This window comes from Bacillus sp. AP8 (assembly GCF_000321185.1).
GTDB classification, from domain to species: domain Bacteria; phylum Bacillota; class Bacilli; order Bacillales; family DSM-1321; genus Bacillus_AD; species Bacillus_AD massilioanorexius.
This window is the reverse complement of sequence record NZ_CAPG01000051.1, coordinates 40,304-59,958: the sequence shown is the minus strand read 5'-3', so window position 1 is coordinate 59,958 and position 19,655 is coordinate 40,304. Positions and strand designations below refer to the sequence as shown.

15 protein-coding genes and 1 other annotated feature are annotated in these 19,655 nt (G+C 35.4%); all 15 genes read left to right on the top strand.

The window, feature by feature from the left end:
• The first annotated feature begins 168 nt into the window (after nt 1–168).
• The 15 genes from polA to thrS all read left to right on the top strand — a co-directional run bounded on the left by polA (nt 169) and on the right by thrS (nt 19,622).
• Nucleotides 169–2,802: a DNA polymerase I gene (polA, locus tag BN349_RS13630; RefSeq protein WP_019242880.1), complete on the top strand. Its 2,634-nt coding sequence runs from the start codon at nt 169–171 to the stop codon at nt 2,800–2,802.
• A 23-nt stretch (nt 2,803–2,825) separates the two neighbouring features.
• A complete protein-coding gene (gene mutM / locus BN349_RS13625) occupies nt 2,826–3,653 on the top strand; it encodes a DNA-formamidopyrimidine glycosylase (RefSeq protein ID WP_019242879.1) in 828 nt (275 codons plus the stop codon).
• Nucleotides 3,654–3,722: 69 nt separating this feature from the next.
• Entirely contained in the window at nt 3,723–4,367 is a 645-nt protein-coding gene (gene ytaF / locus BN349_RS13620; RefSeq protein ID WP_019242878.1) for a sporulation membrane protein YtaF, read from the top strand.
• 31 nt (nt 4,368–4,398) lie between these two features.
• Nucleotides 4,399–5,004 (top strand): dephospho-CoA kinase, encoded by a 606-nt coding sequence (gene coaE, locus BN349_RS13615; RefSeq protein ID WP_019242877.1) that lies wholly within the window; start codon nt 4,399–4,401, stop codon nt 5,002–5,004.
• Between the two features lie 285 nt (nt 5,005–5,289).
• A complete protein-coding gene (gene hutP / locus BN349_RS13610) occupies nt 5,290–5,724 on the top strand; it encodes a hut operon transcriptional regulator HutP (RefSeq protein ID WP_019242876.1) in 435 nt (144 codons plus the stop codon).
• A 202-nt stretch (nt 5,725–5,926) separates the two neighbouring features.
• The gene (gene hutH, locus BN349_RS13605; protein ID WP_019242875.1) at nt 5,927–7,444 is read left to right on the top strand and encodes a histidine ammonia-lyase; all 1,518 of its coding nucleotides are present in this window, start codon (nt 5,927–5,929) and stop codon (nt 7,442–7,444) included.
• 154 nt (nt 7,445–7,598) lie between these two features.
• On the top strand, nt 7,599–9,251 hold the full coding sequence (gene hutU / locus BN349_RS13600) for a urocanate hydratase (protein WP_034294354.1): 1,653 nt from the start codon (nt 7,599–7,601) through the stop codon (nt 9,249–9,251).
• A 21-nt stretch (nt 9,252–9,272) separates the two neighbouring features.
• A complete protein-coding gene (gene hutI, locus BN349_RS13595) occupies nt 9,273–10,541 on the top strand; it encodes an imidazolonepropionase (RefSeq protein WP_019242873.1) in 1,269 nt (422 codons plus the stop codon).
• Nucleotides 10,522–11,466, top strand: coding sequence for a formimidoylglutamase (hutG, locus tag BN349_RS13590; RefSeq protein WP_019242872.1), 945 nt, complete (start codon nt 10,522–10,524; stop codon nt 11,464–11,466). Before hutI ends, hutG begins: the two co-directional genes overlap by 20 nt.
• Before the next feature lie 224 nt (nt 11,467–11,690).
• Nucleotides 11,691–12,722, top strand: a complete 1,032-nt coding sequence (locus BN349_RS13585; RefSeq protein WP_019242871.1) for a glyceraldehyde-3-phosphate dehydrogenase — start codon at nt 11,691–11,693, stop codon at nt 12,720–12,722.
• Between the two features lie 448 nt (nt 12,723–13,170).
• Nucleotides 13,171–13,629, top strand: coding sequence for a transcriptional regulator NrdR (gene nrdR, locus BN349_RS13580; RefSeq protein ID WP_019242870.1), 459 nt, complete (start codon nt 13,171–13,173; stop codon nt 13,627–13,629).
• 58 nt (nt 13,630–13,687) lie between these two features.
• On the top strand, nt 13,688–15,100 hold the full coding sequence (locus BN349_RS13570) for a replication initiation and membrane attachment family protein (protein WP_019242869.1): 1,413 nt from the start codon (nt 13,688–13,690) through the stop codon (nt 15,098–15,100).
• Nucleotides 15,101–15,116: 16 nt separating this feature from the next.
• Nucleotides 15,117–16,052, top strand: a complete 936-nt coding sequence (dnaI, locus tag BN349_RS13565) for a primosomal protein DnaI (RefSeq protein ID WP_019242868.1) — start codon at nt 15,117–15,119, stop codon at nt 16,050–16,052.
• A 395-nt stretch (nt 16,053–16,447) separates the two neighbouring features.
• Nucleotides 16,448–17,305: a sporulation protein YtxC gene (ytxC, locus tag BN349_RS23960; RefSeq protein WP_019242867.1), complete on the top strand. Its 858-nt coding sequence runs from the start codon at nt 16,448–16,450 to the stop codon at nt 17,303–17,305.
• A gap of 69 nt (nt 17,306–17,374) precedes the next feature.
• Nucleotides 17,375–17,619 (top strand) — a binding site (T-box leader).
• A gap of 71 nt (nt 17,620–17,690) precedes the next feature.
• Nucleotides 17,691–19,622, top strand: coding sequence for a threonine--tRNA ligase (gene thrS / locus BN349_RS13555; protein WP_019242866.1), 1,932 nt, complete (start codon nt 17,691–17,693; stop codon nt 19,620–19,622).
• The last annotated feature ends 33 nt before the right edge of the window (nt 19,623–19,655 follow it).

Genomic DNA, 19,655 nt, shown 5'->3' with positions numbered 1-19,655 from the left:
AGTGATTTTAATGGGTCTTAAAAGTTAGCTAATTATATTTTTTTATAAGACAATGATTTTATATGTTTACAATAATGTCGCCTTGTTTTAATGTGATTACACTACTCTAAAATATCTACAATTAGACTCTTTACATAGAAATTATAATAAATCTAGGAGGTCACATTTTTGAAGAAAAAATTAGTATTAATTGATGGAAATAGTATAGCTTATAGAGCTTTTTTTGCACTGCCTTTATTGAATAATGACAAAGGCGTACATACTAATGCAATTTATGGTTTTACGATGATGCTAAATAAGATGTTAGATGATGAAAAACCTACTCATATACTTGTTGCATTTGATGCAGGAAAAACAACATTTAGACATGAGACGTATAAGGAATATAAGGGTGGTCGCCAAAAAACACCTCCTGAATTGTCAGAACAATTTCCTTTTATTCGTGAATTATTGGACGCTTATGGAATATGTCGTTATGAATTACCTAACTATGAAGCAGATGACATTATCGGAACGTTATCTTTAGCCGCTGAGAAAGAAGACTATGAAATAAAAGTTATTTCTGGCGATAAAGATTTAACGCAATTGGCTTCTGATTTAACAACGGTAAACATTACACGTAAGGGAATAACGGATATTGAAGAATATACACCTGCACATATTCAAGAGAAATATGGATTAACTCCTGACAAGATTATTGATATGAAAGGACTAATGGGTGATACTTCAGATAACATTCCTGGAGTTCCAGGTGTCGGTGAGAAAACAGCTTTGAAACTACTTCATCAGTTTGGAACTGTAGAAAACGTTTTGGAATCAATTAATGAAGTAAGTGGTAAGAAATTAAAAGAGAAACTAGAAGACAATAAGGATTTAGCTCTTCTATCTAAAAAGCTAGCCACGATTACAAGAGAGGCACCAGTTGAAATTAGCTTAGATGATATTGCCTATAAAGGGTGCGATACGAAAAATCTTGTAGCAATATACAAGGAATTAGGTTTCAAAACTTTATTAGAAAAGTTAGATGATAGTGGACAAGAAGAAGATAATGTTGAATACGAAGAAACAACATTTGAAATAGTAAATGAAATATCAGAAGCTATCTTTTCAGAAGAAAGTGGTTTTTGTGTAGAAATTATTGAAGATAATTATCAGCATGCAGATATTCTAGGATTTTCTTTAAGTAATGAAACTGGAAATTATTTCATTTCTACAGACAAAGCTTTAGAATCTCAAGTTTTTAAGGAATGGGCTGAAAACCCGAATAAAAAGAAATCTGTATTCGATGCGAAACGTTCTATTGTTGCTTTACGCAAAAGAAATATTGATTTGCGAGGAATTGATTTTGATTTATTAATTGCTTCTTATATTTTAAATCCAGGCGATCATGGTGAAGATATTGCAGCTATTGCGCAAAAAGTATCAGGTAGTCAATTACAATCAGACGAATCTTTTTATGGAAAAGGTGCTAAAAGAGCGATTCCAGAAGATGAACAGTTGTCTAAACATTTGGCTAGTAAATCGGAAACTCTGTATAAGTTAAAGGATAAAATGCTCTCAGAATTACAAAATAATAAACAACTTGAACTATTTGAAGAGCTTGAACTACCATTATCGCTTATATTAGCTGAAATGGAGATACAAGGTGTTAAAGTAAATACAGAAACGTTACAAATCATGCAAGAAGATTTAGCGAAAAAATTAAAAGAGATAGAGAATCGAATTTATTCACTTGCAGGAGAAGAATTTAATATTAATTCACCAAAGCAGCTAGGTGTTATTTTATTTGAAAAACTTGAATTACCAGTTATAAAGAAAACAAAAACAGGCTATTCCACTTCTGCAGATGTCCTAGAGCAACTAGAGAGTAAGCATGATATTATTAAGGAAATATTAGTATATCGTCAATTAGGGAAGCTTCAATCTACTTATATTGAAGGGCTATTGAAGGTAGTAGATCCTGAAACAAATAAAGTTCATACTCGCTTTAATCAGGCGCTTACTCAAACTGGAAGATTGAGCTCGACAGATCCTAATTTGCAAAATATCCCTATTCGTTTAGAGGAAGGAAGAAAAATTAGACAAGCTTTTGTTCCTTCACATGAGGGTTGGAAAATATTTGCCGCTGATTATTCTCAAATTGAATTACGTGTTTTAGCAGATATAGCAAATGATTCTGGTTTAATTGAAGCATTTCAAGCTGATATGGATATCCATACGAAAACAGCAATGGATGTATTCGGTGTAACAGCAGATGAAGTAACATCTAATATGAGAAGACAAGCAAAAGCTGTAAACTTCGGTATAGTATATGGAATTAGTGATTATGGTTTATCTCAAAACCTTGGAATTACAAGAAAAGAAGCGGGTAATTTCATTGATCGTTATTTAAAAAGCTTCCCTGGTGTTCAGGAATATATGTCGGAAATTGTTCGACAAGCAAAGGAGCAAGGTTACGTTACAACTTTGTTGCATCGTAGACGTTATTTACCAGAAATAACAAGCCGTAACTTTAACTTGCGTAGCTTTGCAGAAAGAACAGCTATGAATACGCCGATTCAAGGAAGTGCTGCAGATATCATTAAATTAGCGATGATTAACATGAGTAAACGTTTAGAAAAAGAAAATTTACAAGCTAAATTGCTACTTCAAGTACACGATGAACTAATTTTTGAAGCGCCAGAAGAGGAAATTGAAATATTAAAAGTAATTGTTCCAGAAGAAATGGAACATGCTATTTCGTTAAAAGTACCGCTAAAAGTAGATTATGCATACGGTTCAACATGGTACGATGCTAAATAATAATTGCTAGGAGAAATGTAAGAATGCCAGAACTTCCTGAAGTTGAAACAGTCCGAAAAACGCTTGAACATTTAGTTGTCGGTAAAATTATTCAAGATGTTGTTGTCCAATGGCCTAATATTATAAAAAAACCAGTAGATCATGAACAATTTTCAGATGCTTTAAAAGGACAGGAAATTGAAGCGATAGGTAGACGTGGGAAATTTCTTATTTTTTACCTAACAGATCTTGCTCTTGTTTCACATTTGCGTATGGAAGGGAAGTATGGTGTCTTTTCATCAGACGTTCCATTAGAAAAGCATACTCATGTTATCTTTACCTTTACCGATGGGACGGAAATGAGATATAAGGATGTTCGTAAATTTGGTACGATGCATTTATTTGTAAAAGGTGACGAAATGAAGCAATTACCATTGAAACAACTTGGTCCTGAGCCATTATCAAATGATTTTTCGGCAGAAGCACTTAAAGGACAATTGGAAAAAACATCTCGTAATATAAAAGCTGTTATTCTTGATCAAAAAACGGTTGTAGGAGTAGGAAATATTTATGTAGATGAAGCATTATTTCGCTCGCAAATCCATCCTGCTAGAATTGCCTCTTCACTAAGTGATGAAGAAGTAAATAAGCTTGTAGAAGAAATTAAAGCTACGCTTTCTGAGGCAATTGAGCAAGGAGGAAGTACAATTCGTTCTTATATAAATTCTCAAGGTCAAATTGGAATGTTTCAGCAGCAACTACTTGTTTATTCACGAAATGGTGAAGAATGTAAAAATTGTGGAACACCTATTGATAAAATAAAAGTGGCAGGTCGAGGAACGCATTATTGTCCTAACTGTCAAAAGCTTTAATTGTACATGTAACATTGGGCGGTCTCCCTCATATACTATCTTATTGATTGTAGGAGGGAGCTCTTTTTTATGTCGAACTTTATGGCACTTATTTTACTGGCCTTTGCAGTAAGCCTAGATAGCTTTAGTGTAGGCTTTACGTATGGTCTTCGAAAAATGAAAATTCCATTTAAATCAACGATGATCATAGGATGTTTATCTGCAGCAACTATATTAGTTAGTATGCTAATCGGAGAAGTGCTGAGCAATTTCCTTTCCCCGTCTTTTACTGCAAGAATAGGAGGAATGATTTTAATCCTGCTTGGAATATGGGTGACCTTTCAAACATTTCGCTCCAAAGATGATGATATTATTGATTTCCAAGAGCGTGGGGAGAAAGTCATTGCTACTATTGAAATGAAGTATTTCGGCATTGCTATTAATATCTTGAAAAAACCTATGGCTGCAGACATTGACCGTTCAGGGGTAATCAGCGGTAAGGAAGCACTAATACTTGGTGCAGCACTTTCCTTTGATGCCTTTGGAGCCGGTTTAGGTGCAGCGATGCTTGGTTACTCTCCTATTTTATTAGCTGGTTGTATTGGGATTATGAGTAGTTTGTTTATCAAAATGGGCATGTTGTTTGGAAATAAATTATCTTATCAAAGGTGGATTAATAAATTAACACTGTTACCAGGTATTTTACTCATTCTTATTGGTATATTAAAATGGTAGTAGATGAACCTAGAGGGGGAATATCTACAAAGTGAGAAAAATAGTTGGAATTACAGGTGGTATTGCTAGTGGAAAAAGTACAGTGAGCAACATGATTAAAGGGCTTGGATTTACGGTCGTAGATGCAGATCAAGCTGCAAGAGATGTCGTAGAACCTGGTAAAGAAGCTTTGTTAGAAGTTGTTGCGGCGTTTGGTAAGGAAATACTTAATAATGATGGAACATTGAATCGTGCAAAATTAGGTTCTATTATTTTTAATGATGATGAGAAAAGATTGCAGCTTAATGCGATCATGCACCCTGCTATTCGTAAACATATGGATGAGCAAAAGGAAGCTGCATTTGCAAATGGAGAAGAAGTAGTATTTATGGATATCCCATTGTTATTCGAAGGTAAAACAGATGATACTGTCGATGTGACTTTGTTGGTATATGTAGATGCTGATGTTCAATTACGTCGATTAATGGACAGAAATCAATTTTCTCATGATGAAGCACTTGCACGAATTAATTCTCAGCTTCCTTTAGCAAAGAAAAAAGAGTTAGCAGATGAAGTAATAAACAACAATGGCACATTACAAGAAACAAAGGAACAGTTATTGACTATTTTAAATAAATGGCACATTCCATATAAATGAATAGAAGGCTGTATTAGGGGCATCACAAAGGTGATTGTTAATCTTTCTTGAGACGCCCCTATGCTTGCTTTTTTATGTAATCGTTGTGTTTCTTTTTTAGATGGTGCTAGTGATAATTAGCTATTTTGATCGAGGGTAAGAGAAGAAGTTATTGTATTAAAATAGAAGAATCTATACTCTATTAATGTTTCACCATACTAAAATGTATGATTCGTTATTGACAAATAATTCCATCAAAATTTACAATGGTCTTATACATTAGATAAGATGATAGGTGGTGTATTCATGAGTACAATGAAAATAGGGAAGGTAGCCACCTTATTAGCAATGCTTGAAGATGAAGAATTAACCATATATGAATATTTGCTAAAAGATTATAAGAGTTGCTTTGGTAAAGTAGGATCAATGAATCTACAAAAAATTATTTCAGCTGTTGAAACAACTGCAAAGCGTCATAAAATCATCCAAGAAGATTTATATAGAGAAACACATGCCCTATATCATGCAATATTAGAAGCACTTGAGGGTGTGACAAGAGGACAATTAGCCATTGGGGAAATGATGAGAACGGTAGGTTTGCGTTTTGCTATTGTAAGAGGTAAAGCGTTTCGAAATGAAAAAGAAGGAGAATGGATTGCTGTCTCTTTCTATGGAACAATCGGAGCACCTGTAAAAGGACTAGAGCATGAAGCTATTGGTCTTGGGATAAATCATATATAATCAAAACCCCTTTACGATTTTCTTATGGAAGACAGCTGATGCAAATAATGAGTTGCATCGACCTTCCAAATAGAAAAGGAAAACTGAATTATTTTTCTGAAGTCATGACCTAAAGTGAGTAGTGAGTAGGAGGTAATGATGGTATTTTACATGCCATTATTACCTCTTTTTTGTTTTTAGAATAGAAATAGGAGGGAGAATGATGATTGAGTTAACTGGTCATAGTTTAACGGTGGATCAGCTTAAGAGAATCTGTTTTGAAAACGAAAATGTATCAATTTGCCAGGAAAGTTTAGAGAGAGTTCAAGAAAGCCGATTAGCTGTAGAACAGATTGTAATGGAAAAAAAGACGATCTATGGAATTAATACAGGGTTTGGAAAATTCAGTGATGTAACGATTGATGATCAGGATGTAGAAGATTTACAGCTCCACTTAATTCGTTCGCACGCTTGTGGAATGGGAGACTATTTTTCACCGATTATTGTAAGAACGATGATGGTATTACGCTTAAATGCATTATTGAAAGGGTTTTCTGGTGTACGAACTGTTATAGTAGAAACGTTAGCTCTGCTTATAAATCATCATATTTATCCATTGATACCTCAACAAGGTTCCTTAGGTGCTTCGGGTGATTTAGCTCCTCTATCTCATTTAGCATTAACGTTAATTGGAGAAGGAAAGGTATATGGAGAAAATAATCTTCCGCAAGATTCTTCTTTAGTATTAAAGAAAAAAGGAATTCGTCCCATCATACTTCAAGCGAAGGAAGGTTTAGCATTAATCAATGGTACTCAAGCGATGACGGCTGTTGCAGTAGTAAATTATATTGAAGCAGAAAAATTAGCATATGACAGTGAATGGATCGCAGCATTAACGATGGAGGGGTTAGAAGCGATCATTGATGCTTTTCATCCAGCAATCCATCAGGCACGAGGATATCAAGAGCAAATCGATGTTGCGAGACGGATAGTGCAGTATTTACAAGGCAGTCATCTCATTGGTCGTCAGGGAGAAAAGCGCGTACAAGATGCTTATTCGATTCGATGTATTCCACAAGTACATGGTGCATCTTGGCAGGCGCTTCGCTATATAAAAGAAAAAATTGAAATCGAAGTGAATGCTGCTACAGATAATCCACTGATATTTGATGGAGGAAGGATTGTCGTGTCTGGTGGGAACTTTCATGGACAGCCAATTGCTTTTGCTATGGATTTTATGAAAATAGCTATTGCAGAATTAGCAAATATATCAGAAAGAAGGATTGAACGATTAGTTAATCCACAATTAAATGATTTACCTGCATTTTTAAGTGCTCAACCAGGTTTACAATCAGGTGCAATGATCATGCAATATGCTGCAGCATCTCTTGTGTCTGAAAACAAAACATTGGCTCATCCAGCAAGTGTTGATAGTATTCCGTCTTCAGCGAATCAAGAAGATCATGTGTCAATGGGGACTATTGCGGCTCGACATGCCAATATGATTATTCAAAATACAAGGCGAGTGCTTGCAATCGAATGCATTTGCGCACTTCAAGCAGTTGAATATAAAGGTGTTGATCGCATCGCACCAAAATTAAAAATAAAGTGGGAAACGATGAGAAGGATAGTTCCAAGTATTACACATGATCGTGTTTTTTCTGAGGATATTGAACATGTTACTCAGGCATTGAAACCACAGATACAGTGCAATTGGCAAGTATCTGATTCTACAATCTAGTCATCTTCAATCACGTGGATATAAGCTAGTTCGCCAAAAAGGTCAGTTTGTAATAGAAGGATGCACAATAGCTTATTGAGGTATTTCAGCTTTGTTCGTTATTTGAAAGACCATTATGTTTTCTTATTAGAGGAGGAAATAGGTTATGAGTCAAATGAAAAATGAAAGAATAATCACGGCCAAAAAAGGTTTGAACTTAGAATGTAAGGGATGGGAGCAAGAAGCCGTTCTTCGGATGCTTTATAACAATTTAGATCCACTTGTGGCAGAAAAGCCAGAGGAATTGGTCGTATATGGAGGGATTGGAAAAGCGGCGAGAAATTGGGCAGCCTTTGATGCTATTGTGGAGACTTTACGTCGTTTAGAATGTGATGAAACCATGCTTGTTCAATCAGGGAAACCAGTTGCTGTTTTTAAAACACATATTGCGGCTCCACGAGTTCTTTTATCCAATTCTATGATAGTACCGAAATGGGCAACATGGGAACATTTTCATGAATTAGATCAAAAAGGGTTAATGATGTATGGGCAAATGACGGCGGGAAGTTGGATTTATATTGGTACACAAGGTATTTTACAAGGAACATTTGAAACATTTGCTGCTGTAGCAAAAGAACATTTTAACGGTAGTTTAAAAGGAACATTGACTTTAACAGCAGGTCTAGGAGGAATGGGAGGAGCACAAGCATTAGCAGTTACCATGAATGAAGGTGTAGTCCTGGCAATAGATGTGGACCCAGAAAGAATAAAGAAAAGAATAGACACAGGTTATTGTGATTTTATGACAGATTCGATTGATGAAGCGATTGAAATCGTACTGCGAGCTAAGGGTGAGGGACAGCCATTGTCTGTTGGTCTTGTAGGAAACGCTGCATTTGTCCATCATGAATTGCTTGCTAGAGGAATCGTGATTGATATAGTAACAGATCAAACATCTGCTCATGATCCTTTAAATGGATATGTACCAGAGGGATATTCCATTCAGGAAGCTAATGATTTGCGAGTTCAAGATCCAAAAACATATACCGAACTAGCGAAGAAATCAATGGCTAAGCACGTGGAAGCAATGCTAGCTTTTCAGCAAAGAGGTGCCATTGTTTTTGATTATGGTAATAATATTCGCCAAGTGGCTAAAGATGAAGGCATTGAAAATGCTTTTGATTTTCCTGGTTTTGTTCCTGCTTACATTAGGCCTTTATTTTGTGAAGGAAAAGGTCCTTTTCGTTGGGCGGCGCTGTCAGGGAATCCAGAGGATATTTATCGAACAGATCGCTTAATTCAAGAGTTATTCCCAGAAAATGAACCACTACAACGTTGGATAAAGATGGCCAATGAAAAGGTTATGTTTCAAGGGTTACCAGCACGCATATGCTGGCTTGGTTATGGAGAACGTTTAAAAATGGGTATCGCGATTAATGAACTAGTAAGAAACGGTGAAATAAAAGCGCCAATTGTTATTGGTCGTGATCATCTTGACTGTGGATCAGTGGCTTCGCCGAATAGAGAAACAGAAGCAATGAAGGATGGTAGTGATGCAGTTGCTGATTGGGCGATATTAAATGCATTGGTAAATACAGCAGCGGGTGGTTCCTGGATTTCAGTACATCATGGTGGAGGAGTTGGAATGGGGTATTCATTACATGCTGGAATGGTCGTTGTGGCAGATGGAACACAGTTGGCAGAAGAACGTTTAAGAAGAGTTCTTACAACAGACCCAGGCATGGGAATCGTACGACATGCAGATGCAGGTTATGAGAAAGCGATTGCAGAAGCAAAAATAAAAGGTGTAGATATTCCAATGTTATAGGACGATGAAGGGGGAAACAAAATGTTAGATACACTTATTATCCATATAGGAGAATTGTTATTACCAAGACGTAGTACTTTACCCTTAAAAGGTGATGAAATGAAGAAGTTAGACGTACGAAGAAATGCGGCGATAGGTATAAAAGATGGGAAAGTGTCTTGGGTTGGAACGAGTGTAGAAGCTAAGGAACATCGTGCAAAGCATGTGATCGATGCAGAGTATAAAGTGGTATCTCCGGGGCTAGTCGACCCCCATACTCATTTAGTTCACGGAGGCTCAAGAGAAAACGAGCTAGCCATGAAGCAAAGGGGTGTAGCATATTTAGATATTTTAAAACAAGGTGGAGGAATATTATCTACTGTACGTGCAACAAAGGAAGCGAGTATGGAAAAGCTTTTCATGAAATCGATACAACACTTAGAAACAATGATTTCATATGGTGTTACGACTCTTGAGGCGAAAAGTGGCTACGGCTTAGAGCGTGAAACGGAGCTAAAGCAATTAGAGGTAGTAAAACGATTAAAAGAGCAATATCCGATTGATATTGTTTCTACATTTTTAGGACCACACGCAATCCCGCTTGATTACATTGGATGTGAGGATAAGTTTCTCGAATTAATGATAGATCTTTTACCAGAAATAAAAGAAAAACAGCTAGCAGATTATGTAGATATATTTTGTGAAACAGGTGTATTCTCTATAGCGCAATCCCGCATTTTTCTGGAAGCTGCACAACAACTAGAGTTTGGTTTGAAAATACATGCAGATGAAATAGATTCTTTAGGAGGAACAGAGTTAGCAGTTAGGTTAAAAGCTCAAAGCGCAGATCATTTAGTAGCAGCATCCGAAGACGGAATTCAACAGCTCGCTCAATCAAATACAGTTGCTGTTCTTTTGCCAGGTACAACTTTTTATTTAGGAAAAGAGGCCTTTGCACAAGCTCGAAAAATGATTGACGAGGGTGTGGCAGTCGCGTTAGCAACAGATTTTAATCCTGGAAGCTGTGTTACTGAAAATCTTCAATTTATTATGTCTTTAGCGGCTCTAAAGTTAAGGATGACCCCAGAAGAAGTATGGAATGCTGTCACCATTAATGCGGCTTATGCAATAGGTAAATCAGAGGTAGCAGGTGCGTTAAATATAGGAGACGCTGCAAACTTTGTTATATGGAATATTCCAAATTACACATATCTACCGTATCACTATGGCATTAACCATGCTAATGAGGTTTTTATCAATGGTAAAACCATTTGGAAAAAGGAGAGATTACGTGACGTTTCAATATTGTAATCATGGGACAAATGCTATTTTTAAGGATCGTTTTGTAAAAAAAACGAGTGAATGCTTATTACCCTACAAAGCAGGTGTTAAGGGAGAGGTTGGCATGCTTGGACTCCCATCTTCAAAGTCATCTATTACGTTGTCATTGGCGGCTAATGCTCCTAGTGCTATTAGAAATGCTCTGTATTCGTATAGCGTGTATAGTAGTGAAAGGCGAAGAAACCTTCCTTTTAAAGATATTATTGATTTTGGTGATGTGACTATCCATCCAACAGATAATGAAGAAACAATCAATCGTCAATATTTAAGTGTAAAGGAAATATTGCAATCAGAGATTTGTGATACTTTTATTTTTCTTGGTGGTGATCATGGGATTAGTTTCCCAGTTATAAAAGCTTTTGCGGAAGCAAAGGGGAAGATAGGTGTCATTCAATTTGATGCGCATCATGATGTGCGGAATTTAGAAGATGGTGGACGGACGAACGGAACTCCTTTTCGTAGTTTATTAGATGGCGATATTATCGAGGGACAGCATCTTGTTCAAATAGGTATTCGTGATTTTGCTAATGCAGAAGAATATGATCACTATGTCCGGGAGCAGGGGGTTCATGTGTACACAATGGGTGATATAGATACACTAGGACTTACTTCCATAATTCGTAAGGAATTAGTAAGATTGAGCTCGGAAGTAGAGATTATATATATTTCATTAGATATGGATGTGATTGATCAAGCATTTGCTCCAGCTTGTCCAGCGCCAAATCCATACGGACTTACTTCAAGAGAATTGTTAACAAGTGTGGCTACAATTGCCGAGTATTCAAAAGTAAAAGCGATAGACATTGTAGAAATTGATCCTTCAAAGGATATTAGAAATTTAACAAGTAATCTAGCAGCTTACGTTATTTTAACATTCCTTAACCATTTAAAATAACAATTCGTTTATTCTTCATTTCTATCATAAGAACCGTTGAATATATAAGAGATATTGAGTTTGTGTCAAAAAGAAATAGGATGTTGAAAATGTGATATTTGCTTATTTTTTTCAAAAAAATAGAACAATTGAGCATATTTTTGTCGCAATTAAAATGTATTGTGTTATACTAATGACATATAAGGTACTTTTGAGTATAACATTAATTCGGGAGGGGCCGAAAAATGAAGGCACGAATTGCGATCAATGGGTTTGGACGAATTGGGAGAATGGTTTTTAGAAGAATGATTTTAGACAATACAGTAGATCTTGTGGCTGTTAATGCCTCATATCCTGCAGAGACATTAGCTCACTTAATCAAATATGATACAAACCATGGGAAATTTGATGGAGAAGTAATTGCAGAAGATAATTCATTAGTTGTTAATGGAAAACGTATTATGCTATTAAGTAATCGTGATCCAAGAGAATTACCATGGAAAGATATGAATATTGATATTGTGATTGAAGCAACTGGTAAATTTAATGAGCGAGAAAAAGCAGCCATGCATTTAGAAGCAGGAGCGAAAAAAGTAATCTTATCAGCTCCTGGGAAAAATGAAGATGTTACAATTGTAATGGGTGTTAATGAAGGGGTATTAAATATAGAAGAACATGATGTTATCTCAAATGCTTCTTGTACAACAAACTGCCTAGCTCCAGTAGCAAAAGTTTTAAATGAGCAATTTGGAATTATCAATGGATTAATGACAACTGTTCATGCATATACAAATGATCAAAAAAACTTAGATAATCCACATAAAGATCTAAGAAGAGCTAGAGCTTGTGCACAAAGTATTATTCCTACAACTACAGGTGCTGCGAAAGCGTTGTCACTTGTACTACCTGAATTAAAAGGGAAATTACATGGTATGTCACTACGTGTACCAACATCAAATGTTTCATTGGTTGACCTTGTAGTTGACTTAGAGTGTAATGTAACAGCCGAAGAAGTGAACAGTGCTTTTGTTACGGCTTCAGAAGGAGCGCTTAAAGGGATTATTCAATATACTGAAGAACCTTTAGTTTCTATTGATTTTAATACTAATTCACATTCATCTATTATTGATGGCCTTTCCACAATGGTAATTGGAGATAACAAAGTGAAAGTATTAGCTTGGTACGACAATGAATGGGGATATTCATGTCGAGTAGTAGATTTAACTAAACTTGTAGCTAAAGAGTTGCTTGCTCTTGAAAGTGTTGCAGTCGGATAAGTATCAATCGTATAAGAGCTAAAAGAAGTACTCTTGCTTCTTTTAGCTTTTTTTTGTGAAAAAAGCTTAGAAAAATTAAAATCAATTGATAAAAGATACACTATTCGGTGTTGAGACTGAAAAAAATGTAGGAATACCACGAGGAATGGGCAAATAGTGGGAAGGAAGCATCATGAGAAAGAGTGACCATTTTAAAGAGGTGTTTTTACACCTCTTTTTTTAATGCTTATTATTGTGAATGGATAACAAAAGATTAAAGAATAATCAATTATATATCTCCTGTATTATTTGATGAAATCTCCTATTATGTTTAAAATATACAACATATATAGGTGTTTTAGCTTTTACTATTGTGAAACATCAATGTTTTTTATAATATAAGGGTACAATACAACGTCTGACAAATTAAAATACTTATGCCGATTATTATAATAACGGAGTTGATCATATGAAATGTCCTAGTTGTCAACATAACGGAACTCGAGTTTTAGATTCTCGTCCGATTGATGAAGGTCGAGCGACTAGAAGAAGGAGAGAGTGTGAAAGTTGTGGATTCCGTTTTACGACTTTTGAAAAAGTAGAAGAAATGCCTTTAATTGTTGTGAAGAAAGATGGTACTCGTGAAGAATTTTCAGGAGATAAAATTTTAAGAGGTTTAATAAAGTCCTGTGAAAAACGACCTGTTTCGTTGAAAAATCTAGAAGATCTCATTTTAGATATTGAAAAAGAATTACGAAGTAGTGGTATTTCTGAAGTGAAAAGTGAGATAATTGGTGATATGGTAATGAATCGATTAGCGAAACTTGATGAAGTTTCTTATGTACGATTTGCATCCGTATATCGTCAATTTAAGGATATTAATGTTTTTATTGACGAGTTGAAAGATTTAATTAATAAAGAACGTTAAGAGCTGAATTTTTAGCTCTTTTTTTCAAAGACTTGAAAATTGAAAGGTTTGAATTGTGATGATGAAACATTGGCAGCAACTCCTTCCTGTTGATCAATATCAGGTTATGACAAAAGGAATGCTTGGAGAGTATGACCGAAAAATCATTACATTGCTATATCAGCCTCTTATTGGTCCATTAAGTGTTAGTTTATATATGACGCTATGGAGTGAAATTGAGAGTAACAGATTATGGTCGAAAGATAGTAATCATTATTGTTTAATGAATATGATGGGACTGTCATTAAAGGAAATTTATGAAGCAAGAAGTAGACTTGAAGGGATTGGACTGTTGAAGGTGTATAAGCAATCAAGTCAAGAAGCAACATCATTATTATATGAATTGATGGCTCCTCTAAATCCAGAGCAATTTTTTACAGATGGCATGTTAAATGTATATTTATATAAAAAGATAGGGAAAAGTCAGTTTGCTAAACTAAAGCATTTCTTTAGTGATGAAGCAATGGATGTGAAGGGCTATCAAGAAACAACCAAAACGTTTCCTGAAGTATTTGCTTCTTCGCATCTTGATTCGCTTTATGTGTCAGAAGAATCTAGGCAAGACTTAGAAGTCGAGCATGGACAATCCTTTGTTAGCCGAATGGAATCACAAGAATTAGATGGTTTTGCAGAGCATTTTGATTTTGGTTTATTCTTTGCTGGAATGAAGTCTACGCTTATCTCAGAAAAGGCATTTACGAAGGATATTCAAATGACAATCGCTAAGCTTTCATACATATATGGAATAAACCCCATTGCCATGCAATCCATTGTTATGAGAGCGGTTATTAGCGATGATGAAATCGATATGGAAGAATTGCGTAGAGCAGCGCGAGATTGGTATCAAATCGAATATAATCAGGAACTACCTTCTTTAGTTGAACAAGTGCAACCTATTAAATATAGACATACAGAAAAACCGAAAACAAAAGAAGAGGAATGGATTCAACATCTTGAACAAGTTTCGCCTAGAGAATTGCTGATTCAATATGGTGGTGGAGTCGAGCCTACGTTGACAGAGCTTAAAATTGTTGAAGAGGTTATGATTGAACAAAAATTATTACCAGGTGTAATGAATGTTCTGATAGAATACGTTATGATTAAAAATGATCGAAAGTTTCCAAAGGCATACGTGAAAACAATTGCCAGCCATTGGGCAAGGAAAAATGTTAAGACCGTTAAAGCAGCAATGGATTTGGCTAAAAAAGAATATGAGAAAGATCAAAAACGTAATTCAAAGCAAAAACAATCCTATTCTAAGACCAAAAAAGTTATTAGAACAGAAATTGTCCCTGATTGGTTAAAAGATGCAAAAAATAGGGAAACAAATCAAATAGAAGCCGATCATTCAAATACTAAAGAAACGGAAGAAAATGCAGATTTCCTAGCAGAAAAAGAGAAGTTAGAAGCAGAACTTAGAGAAAAATATTAAATAAAGGGTGATAGTTGTGAAAAAAATTAATCAAAGCTTCGGCAAGCTCACCCATACGGATTCATTTTCTAAGCGATATGAAGCGATAAGGAGTGAAGTCTTATCACATCCTGATGTTGTCACTTTTTTAAAAAGCCATAGTTCTTCTATTGATTCTGAAATCATAGAAAAAAGTTTAATGAAGCTTTATGAGTATACAACACAAACGAGAGATTGCTCCAAGTGTCATACCTTATTAGATTGTACAAATATGATGAAGGGCTATGTACCTCGCTTGAAATTACAGGGGAAATCGATCGAATTATTTTACGAGCCTTGTGAGAAGAAAATTAGGGATGATGAAAGAAGAAAGAGAGAAAAATTAATTCAAAGCTTGTATATACCGCAAGATATTCTGTTAGCCACTTTAAAAACGATTGATATTAATACAGTAGGTAAAATGAAAGCCGTGAAGGCTGCACACCACTTTATTGAATCGTATATGAATGGTGAAAGTCCGAAAGCACTTTATTTGCACGGATCCTTTGGAGTTGGGAAGACTTACTTGCTTGGCGCAGTTGCCAATAATCTAGCTGATAAAAACGTATCCTCGTTATTAGTGTATGTACCTGATTTTTTACGTGAAATAAAATCTGCTATTGGTGATCAAACATTAAATACTAAGCTTGAATTTGTGAAGACAGCACCTATTCTAATGCTAGATGACATTGGGGCAGAAACGATGTCTAGCTGGGCAAGGGATGAAGTACTAGGTCCAATTTTACAGCATCGAATGGCTGATAAATTACCTACATTTTTTACTTCAAATTTTGATTTTAAGCAACTAGAAAATCATTTAACGTATTCGCAAAAAGGGGAAAAAGAAGAGGTAAAAGCTGCTCGGATTATGGAACGAATTCGAACATTAGCAGAACCGTATCTGCTAGATGGAGAAAATAGAAGAAACGAATAGTTTTTCACATTATAATGGAATATTTGTTGTGAGATTTATAAGCCATGCTCAGATTTTGCGGAGCATGGCTTATTTTTGTTCGTCATTTTCAACAATATCGTCTTATTTTAAAGTAGAGTGTAATTCATTTTTGTAAAAGGTTGCTTCCTAAAAGTTTATTGTTTTTAAATAGGAGCCGGAAGGTTCGAGATTTCACAAGTCCTATGTGCCAAGTATGCTCGTTGTCCGCTCTTAGTTCTCCGTTTATATTCGTTTTATGGTATGTGCAAACTCCTTTGTTAAAATGCGCAATTATCCCCAAAAATAGGGGTGATGCTTTTTCTTATTCTTACTACTTCTAAATAAGGACATCTTTCCATATACATATATGGAACGTTTGGCTAGGAGGGGTATTATTGGTACATATTTATTTTGAAACGAAAGAACAAGCAGAGCGTATTATGCATATCTTTTCTCAACAATTTAAAAATAATGATTTACTTTCATATATAAATTATTATCAAAATGATTCGATTTCACTTGTAGTAGAGGAGGACAATTATGTAAAGTTGCTTGAAATTACTCGTGAAGCTATTTTATCATTTATTCGCGATGATTTATTCCTTCAATGGCTTTTAAAGATTGTTCGTGAAAAATTCTACTTTAGTGACAAAGAAGAATGCGATCAAATTGTTGAAATGGCAGTGTCGGTTATGCAGGAGGATAAAAGGAAGAATGAAGCATTTTGGAATGAATTAAGACAAAAAATTGATCACAGCTTAGCTGTAATTTTTGAAAGAAAGGTTTCTTTGTCATTTCCTTCTTTTCTGAAATTTAGAATGAAGGGTGTGATGAATTATTTATTGGATTATGTAGAAATTGCAATTGATGAGTATAAAATGGAACAGGAGTTTCAGCATTTTCTTCATAAGCTAAGAGCTTTTATGCTATCTAAATCTCCTTCGATGGAGGAGCTTCATCTTGTGCATCAGAAGGACTTCAAGTTTTACAATGAATTTTTTTCCGAATTGGAAAAAGAAGAAGTAAAACAGTTTATTGATCGTAAGCTCTTTTATGACTATCCGATGTATATAGACTCTCATGTACTTGCTCCACTTATCTCAATTGCGCCAAGAAATCTATATATATATTGCGATCAAGATGATTATCCTTTAATTATCACCATTCAACGGATATTTGAAGAGAGGGTTCAAATTTTACCAATTGCTCGTTTTGAATCAAATAAAATAGACGCACAAATGAAAAGTACTTAAATGTGAAACCTCACTTGCTTTTACTTACATAACAATTTATAATATCTTACATAATCAAACTACTATATGAAAAAAGTGATGATGAGGACAAGAGTAATTTTGTGATGGTTTTTAGAGAGGGAAGTCTATAGGCTGTAAGCTTCCTATCCTAGCGCTTTACTTACCACCTCTAAACTTCAGCTGTGAAAGAAGATCGAGTAATAGCTGACGGACGCTGCCGTTAACAGCTTTCTTAAGAGTCATTTATTTTTCAAATGAGAATAAATGAAACAAGGGTGGAACCGCGGGTTATAAACGTATAGCTCGTCCCTGTATTTCATACAGGGGCGGGCTTTTTATTATGTCTAAAATGCTCTGACCCCTGAAATTTAAAGGAGGAAACAATATGTCTGAAATGCTAAAAATTACTTTCCCAGATGGCACTGTAAAGGAGTTTGCTAATGGAACAACAACTGAACAAATTGCCGCTTCTATAAGTCCAGGGTTAAGAAAAAAATCACTTGCTGGAAAAGTGAATGGTACATTATTTGATTTGAAACGTCCAATAACAGAAGACGCTTCTATTGAGATTATTACTGAAGATTCTGCTGAGGCACTAGAAATTCTTCGCCATAGTACAGCTCACTTAATGGCTCAAGCTGTTAAAAGAATTTACGGAAAAGAAAATGTTAAGCTTGGTGTAGGTCCTGTAATCGAAGGTGGTTTCTATTATGACATCGATGTGGATCAACCAATTTCAACTGATGATCTTCCAGCTATCGAAAAAGAAATGAAGAAAATTATTAATGCTAACATTGAGGTTGTTCGTAAAGAAGTAACTCGTGATGAAGCACTTGCTTTCTTTAAAGATGATGAATACAAAGTGGAGTTAATCGGAGCTATTCCTGCAGATGAGAAAGTAACGATTTATGAGCAAGGTGATTTTGCTGACCTTTGCCGTGGAGTACATGTTCCTTCAACTGGGAAAATTAAAGAGTTTAAATTATTAAGCGTAGCAGGTGCGTATTGGAGAGGAAATAGCGGTAACAAAATGCTTCAACGTATTTATGGAACTGCATTCTTTAAAAAAGCAGATTTAGAAGAGCATTTACGCTTATTAGAGGAAGCAAAAGAACGTGATCACCGTAAAATCGGGAAAGAATTGAATTTATTCACTAACTCACAAAAAGTAGGACAAGGTCTTCCAATGTGGTTGCCAAAAGGTGCTACAATCCGTCGTATAATCGAGCGTTATATAGTGGATAAAGAAGTTCGTTTAGGTTATGACCATGTATACACTCCAATTATGGGAAGTGTTGATTTATATAAAACATCAGGTCACTGGGATCACTATCAAGATGATATGTTCCCTGTAATGGATATGGATAATGAACAATTGGTATTACGTCCAATGAACTGTCCACATCATATGATGATTTATAAAAACGATATCCACAGCTATCGTGAATTACCAATTCGTATCGCTGAATTAGGAACAATGCACCGTTATGAAATGAGTGGTGCTCTTTCTGGACTTCAACGTGTACGAGGAATGACTCTTAATGATGCTCATATTTTTGTCCGTCCAGATCAAATTAAAGAGGAATTTAAACGAGTTGTTCATTTAGTTCTTGACGTATATAAAGACTTCAATCTAAATGACTATTCTTTCCGTTTATCATATCGTGATCCTGAAAACACAGAAAAATACTATGATGACGATCAAATGTGGGAAAAAGCGCAAGCCATGCTGAAAGAAACAATGGATGAATTAGAATTACCTTATTTTGAAGCTGAAGGTGAAGCGGCATTCTATGGTCCTAAAGTTGATATTCAAGTAAAAACAGCACTAGGTAAAGAAGAAACATTATCTACTGTTCAACTTGACTTCTTATTACCAGAACGCTTTGATTTAACTTATGTAGGTGAAGATGGTAAACCACATCGCCCGGTAGTTATTCACCGTGGGGTTGTATCAACTATGGAACGTTTCGTTGCATTCTTAATCGAAGAATACAAAGGGGCATTCCCAACTTGGTTAGCGCCTGTTCAAGTACAAGTAATTCCTGTATCTCCTGATGTGCACCTTGATTATGCGAAAGAAGTGCAAGAGAAGTTAATTGCTGCAGGTTTACGTGTAGATTTAGATCACCGTAATGAAAAAATTGGATACAAAATCCGTGAAGCACAAATGCAGAAAATCCCTTATATGCTAGTTCTTGGCGATAAGGAAGTGGCTGAAGGCACTGTGAATGTCCGTAAATATGGTGAACAGAATTCAGAAACTGTAGCTTTTGAAGAATTTAAAAACATGATTGTGGCAGAAGTTGCTCGTTAATCATTAATTATATTACGAAGTGAGCTATCGAGA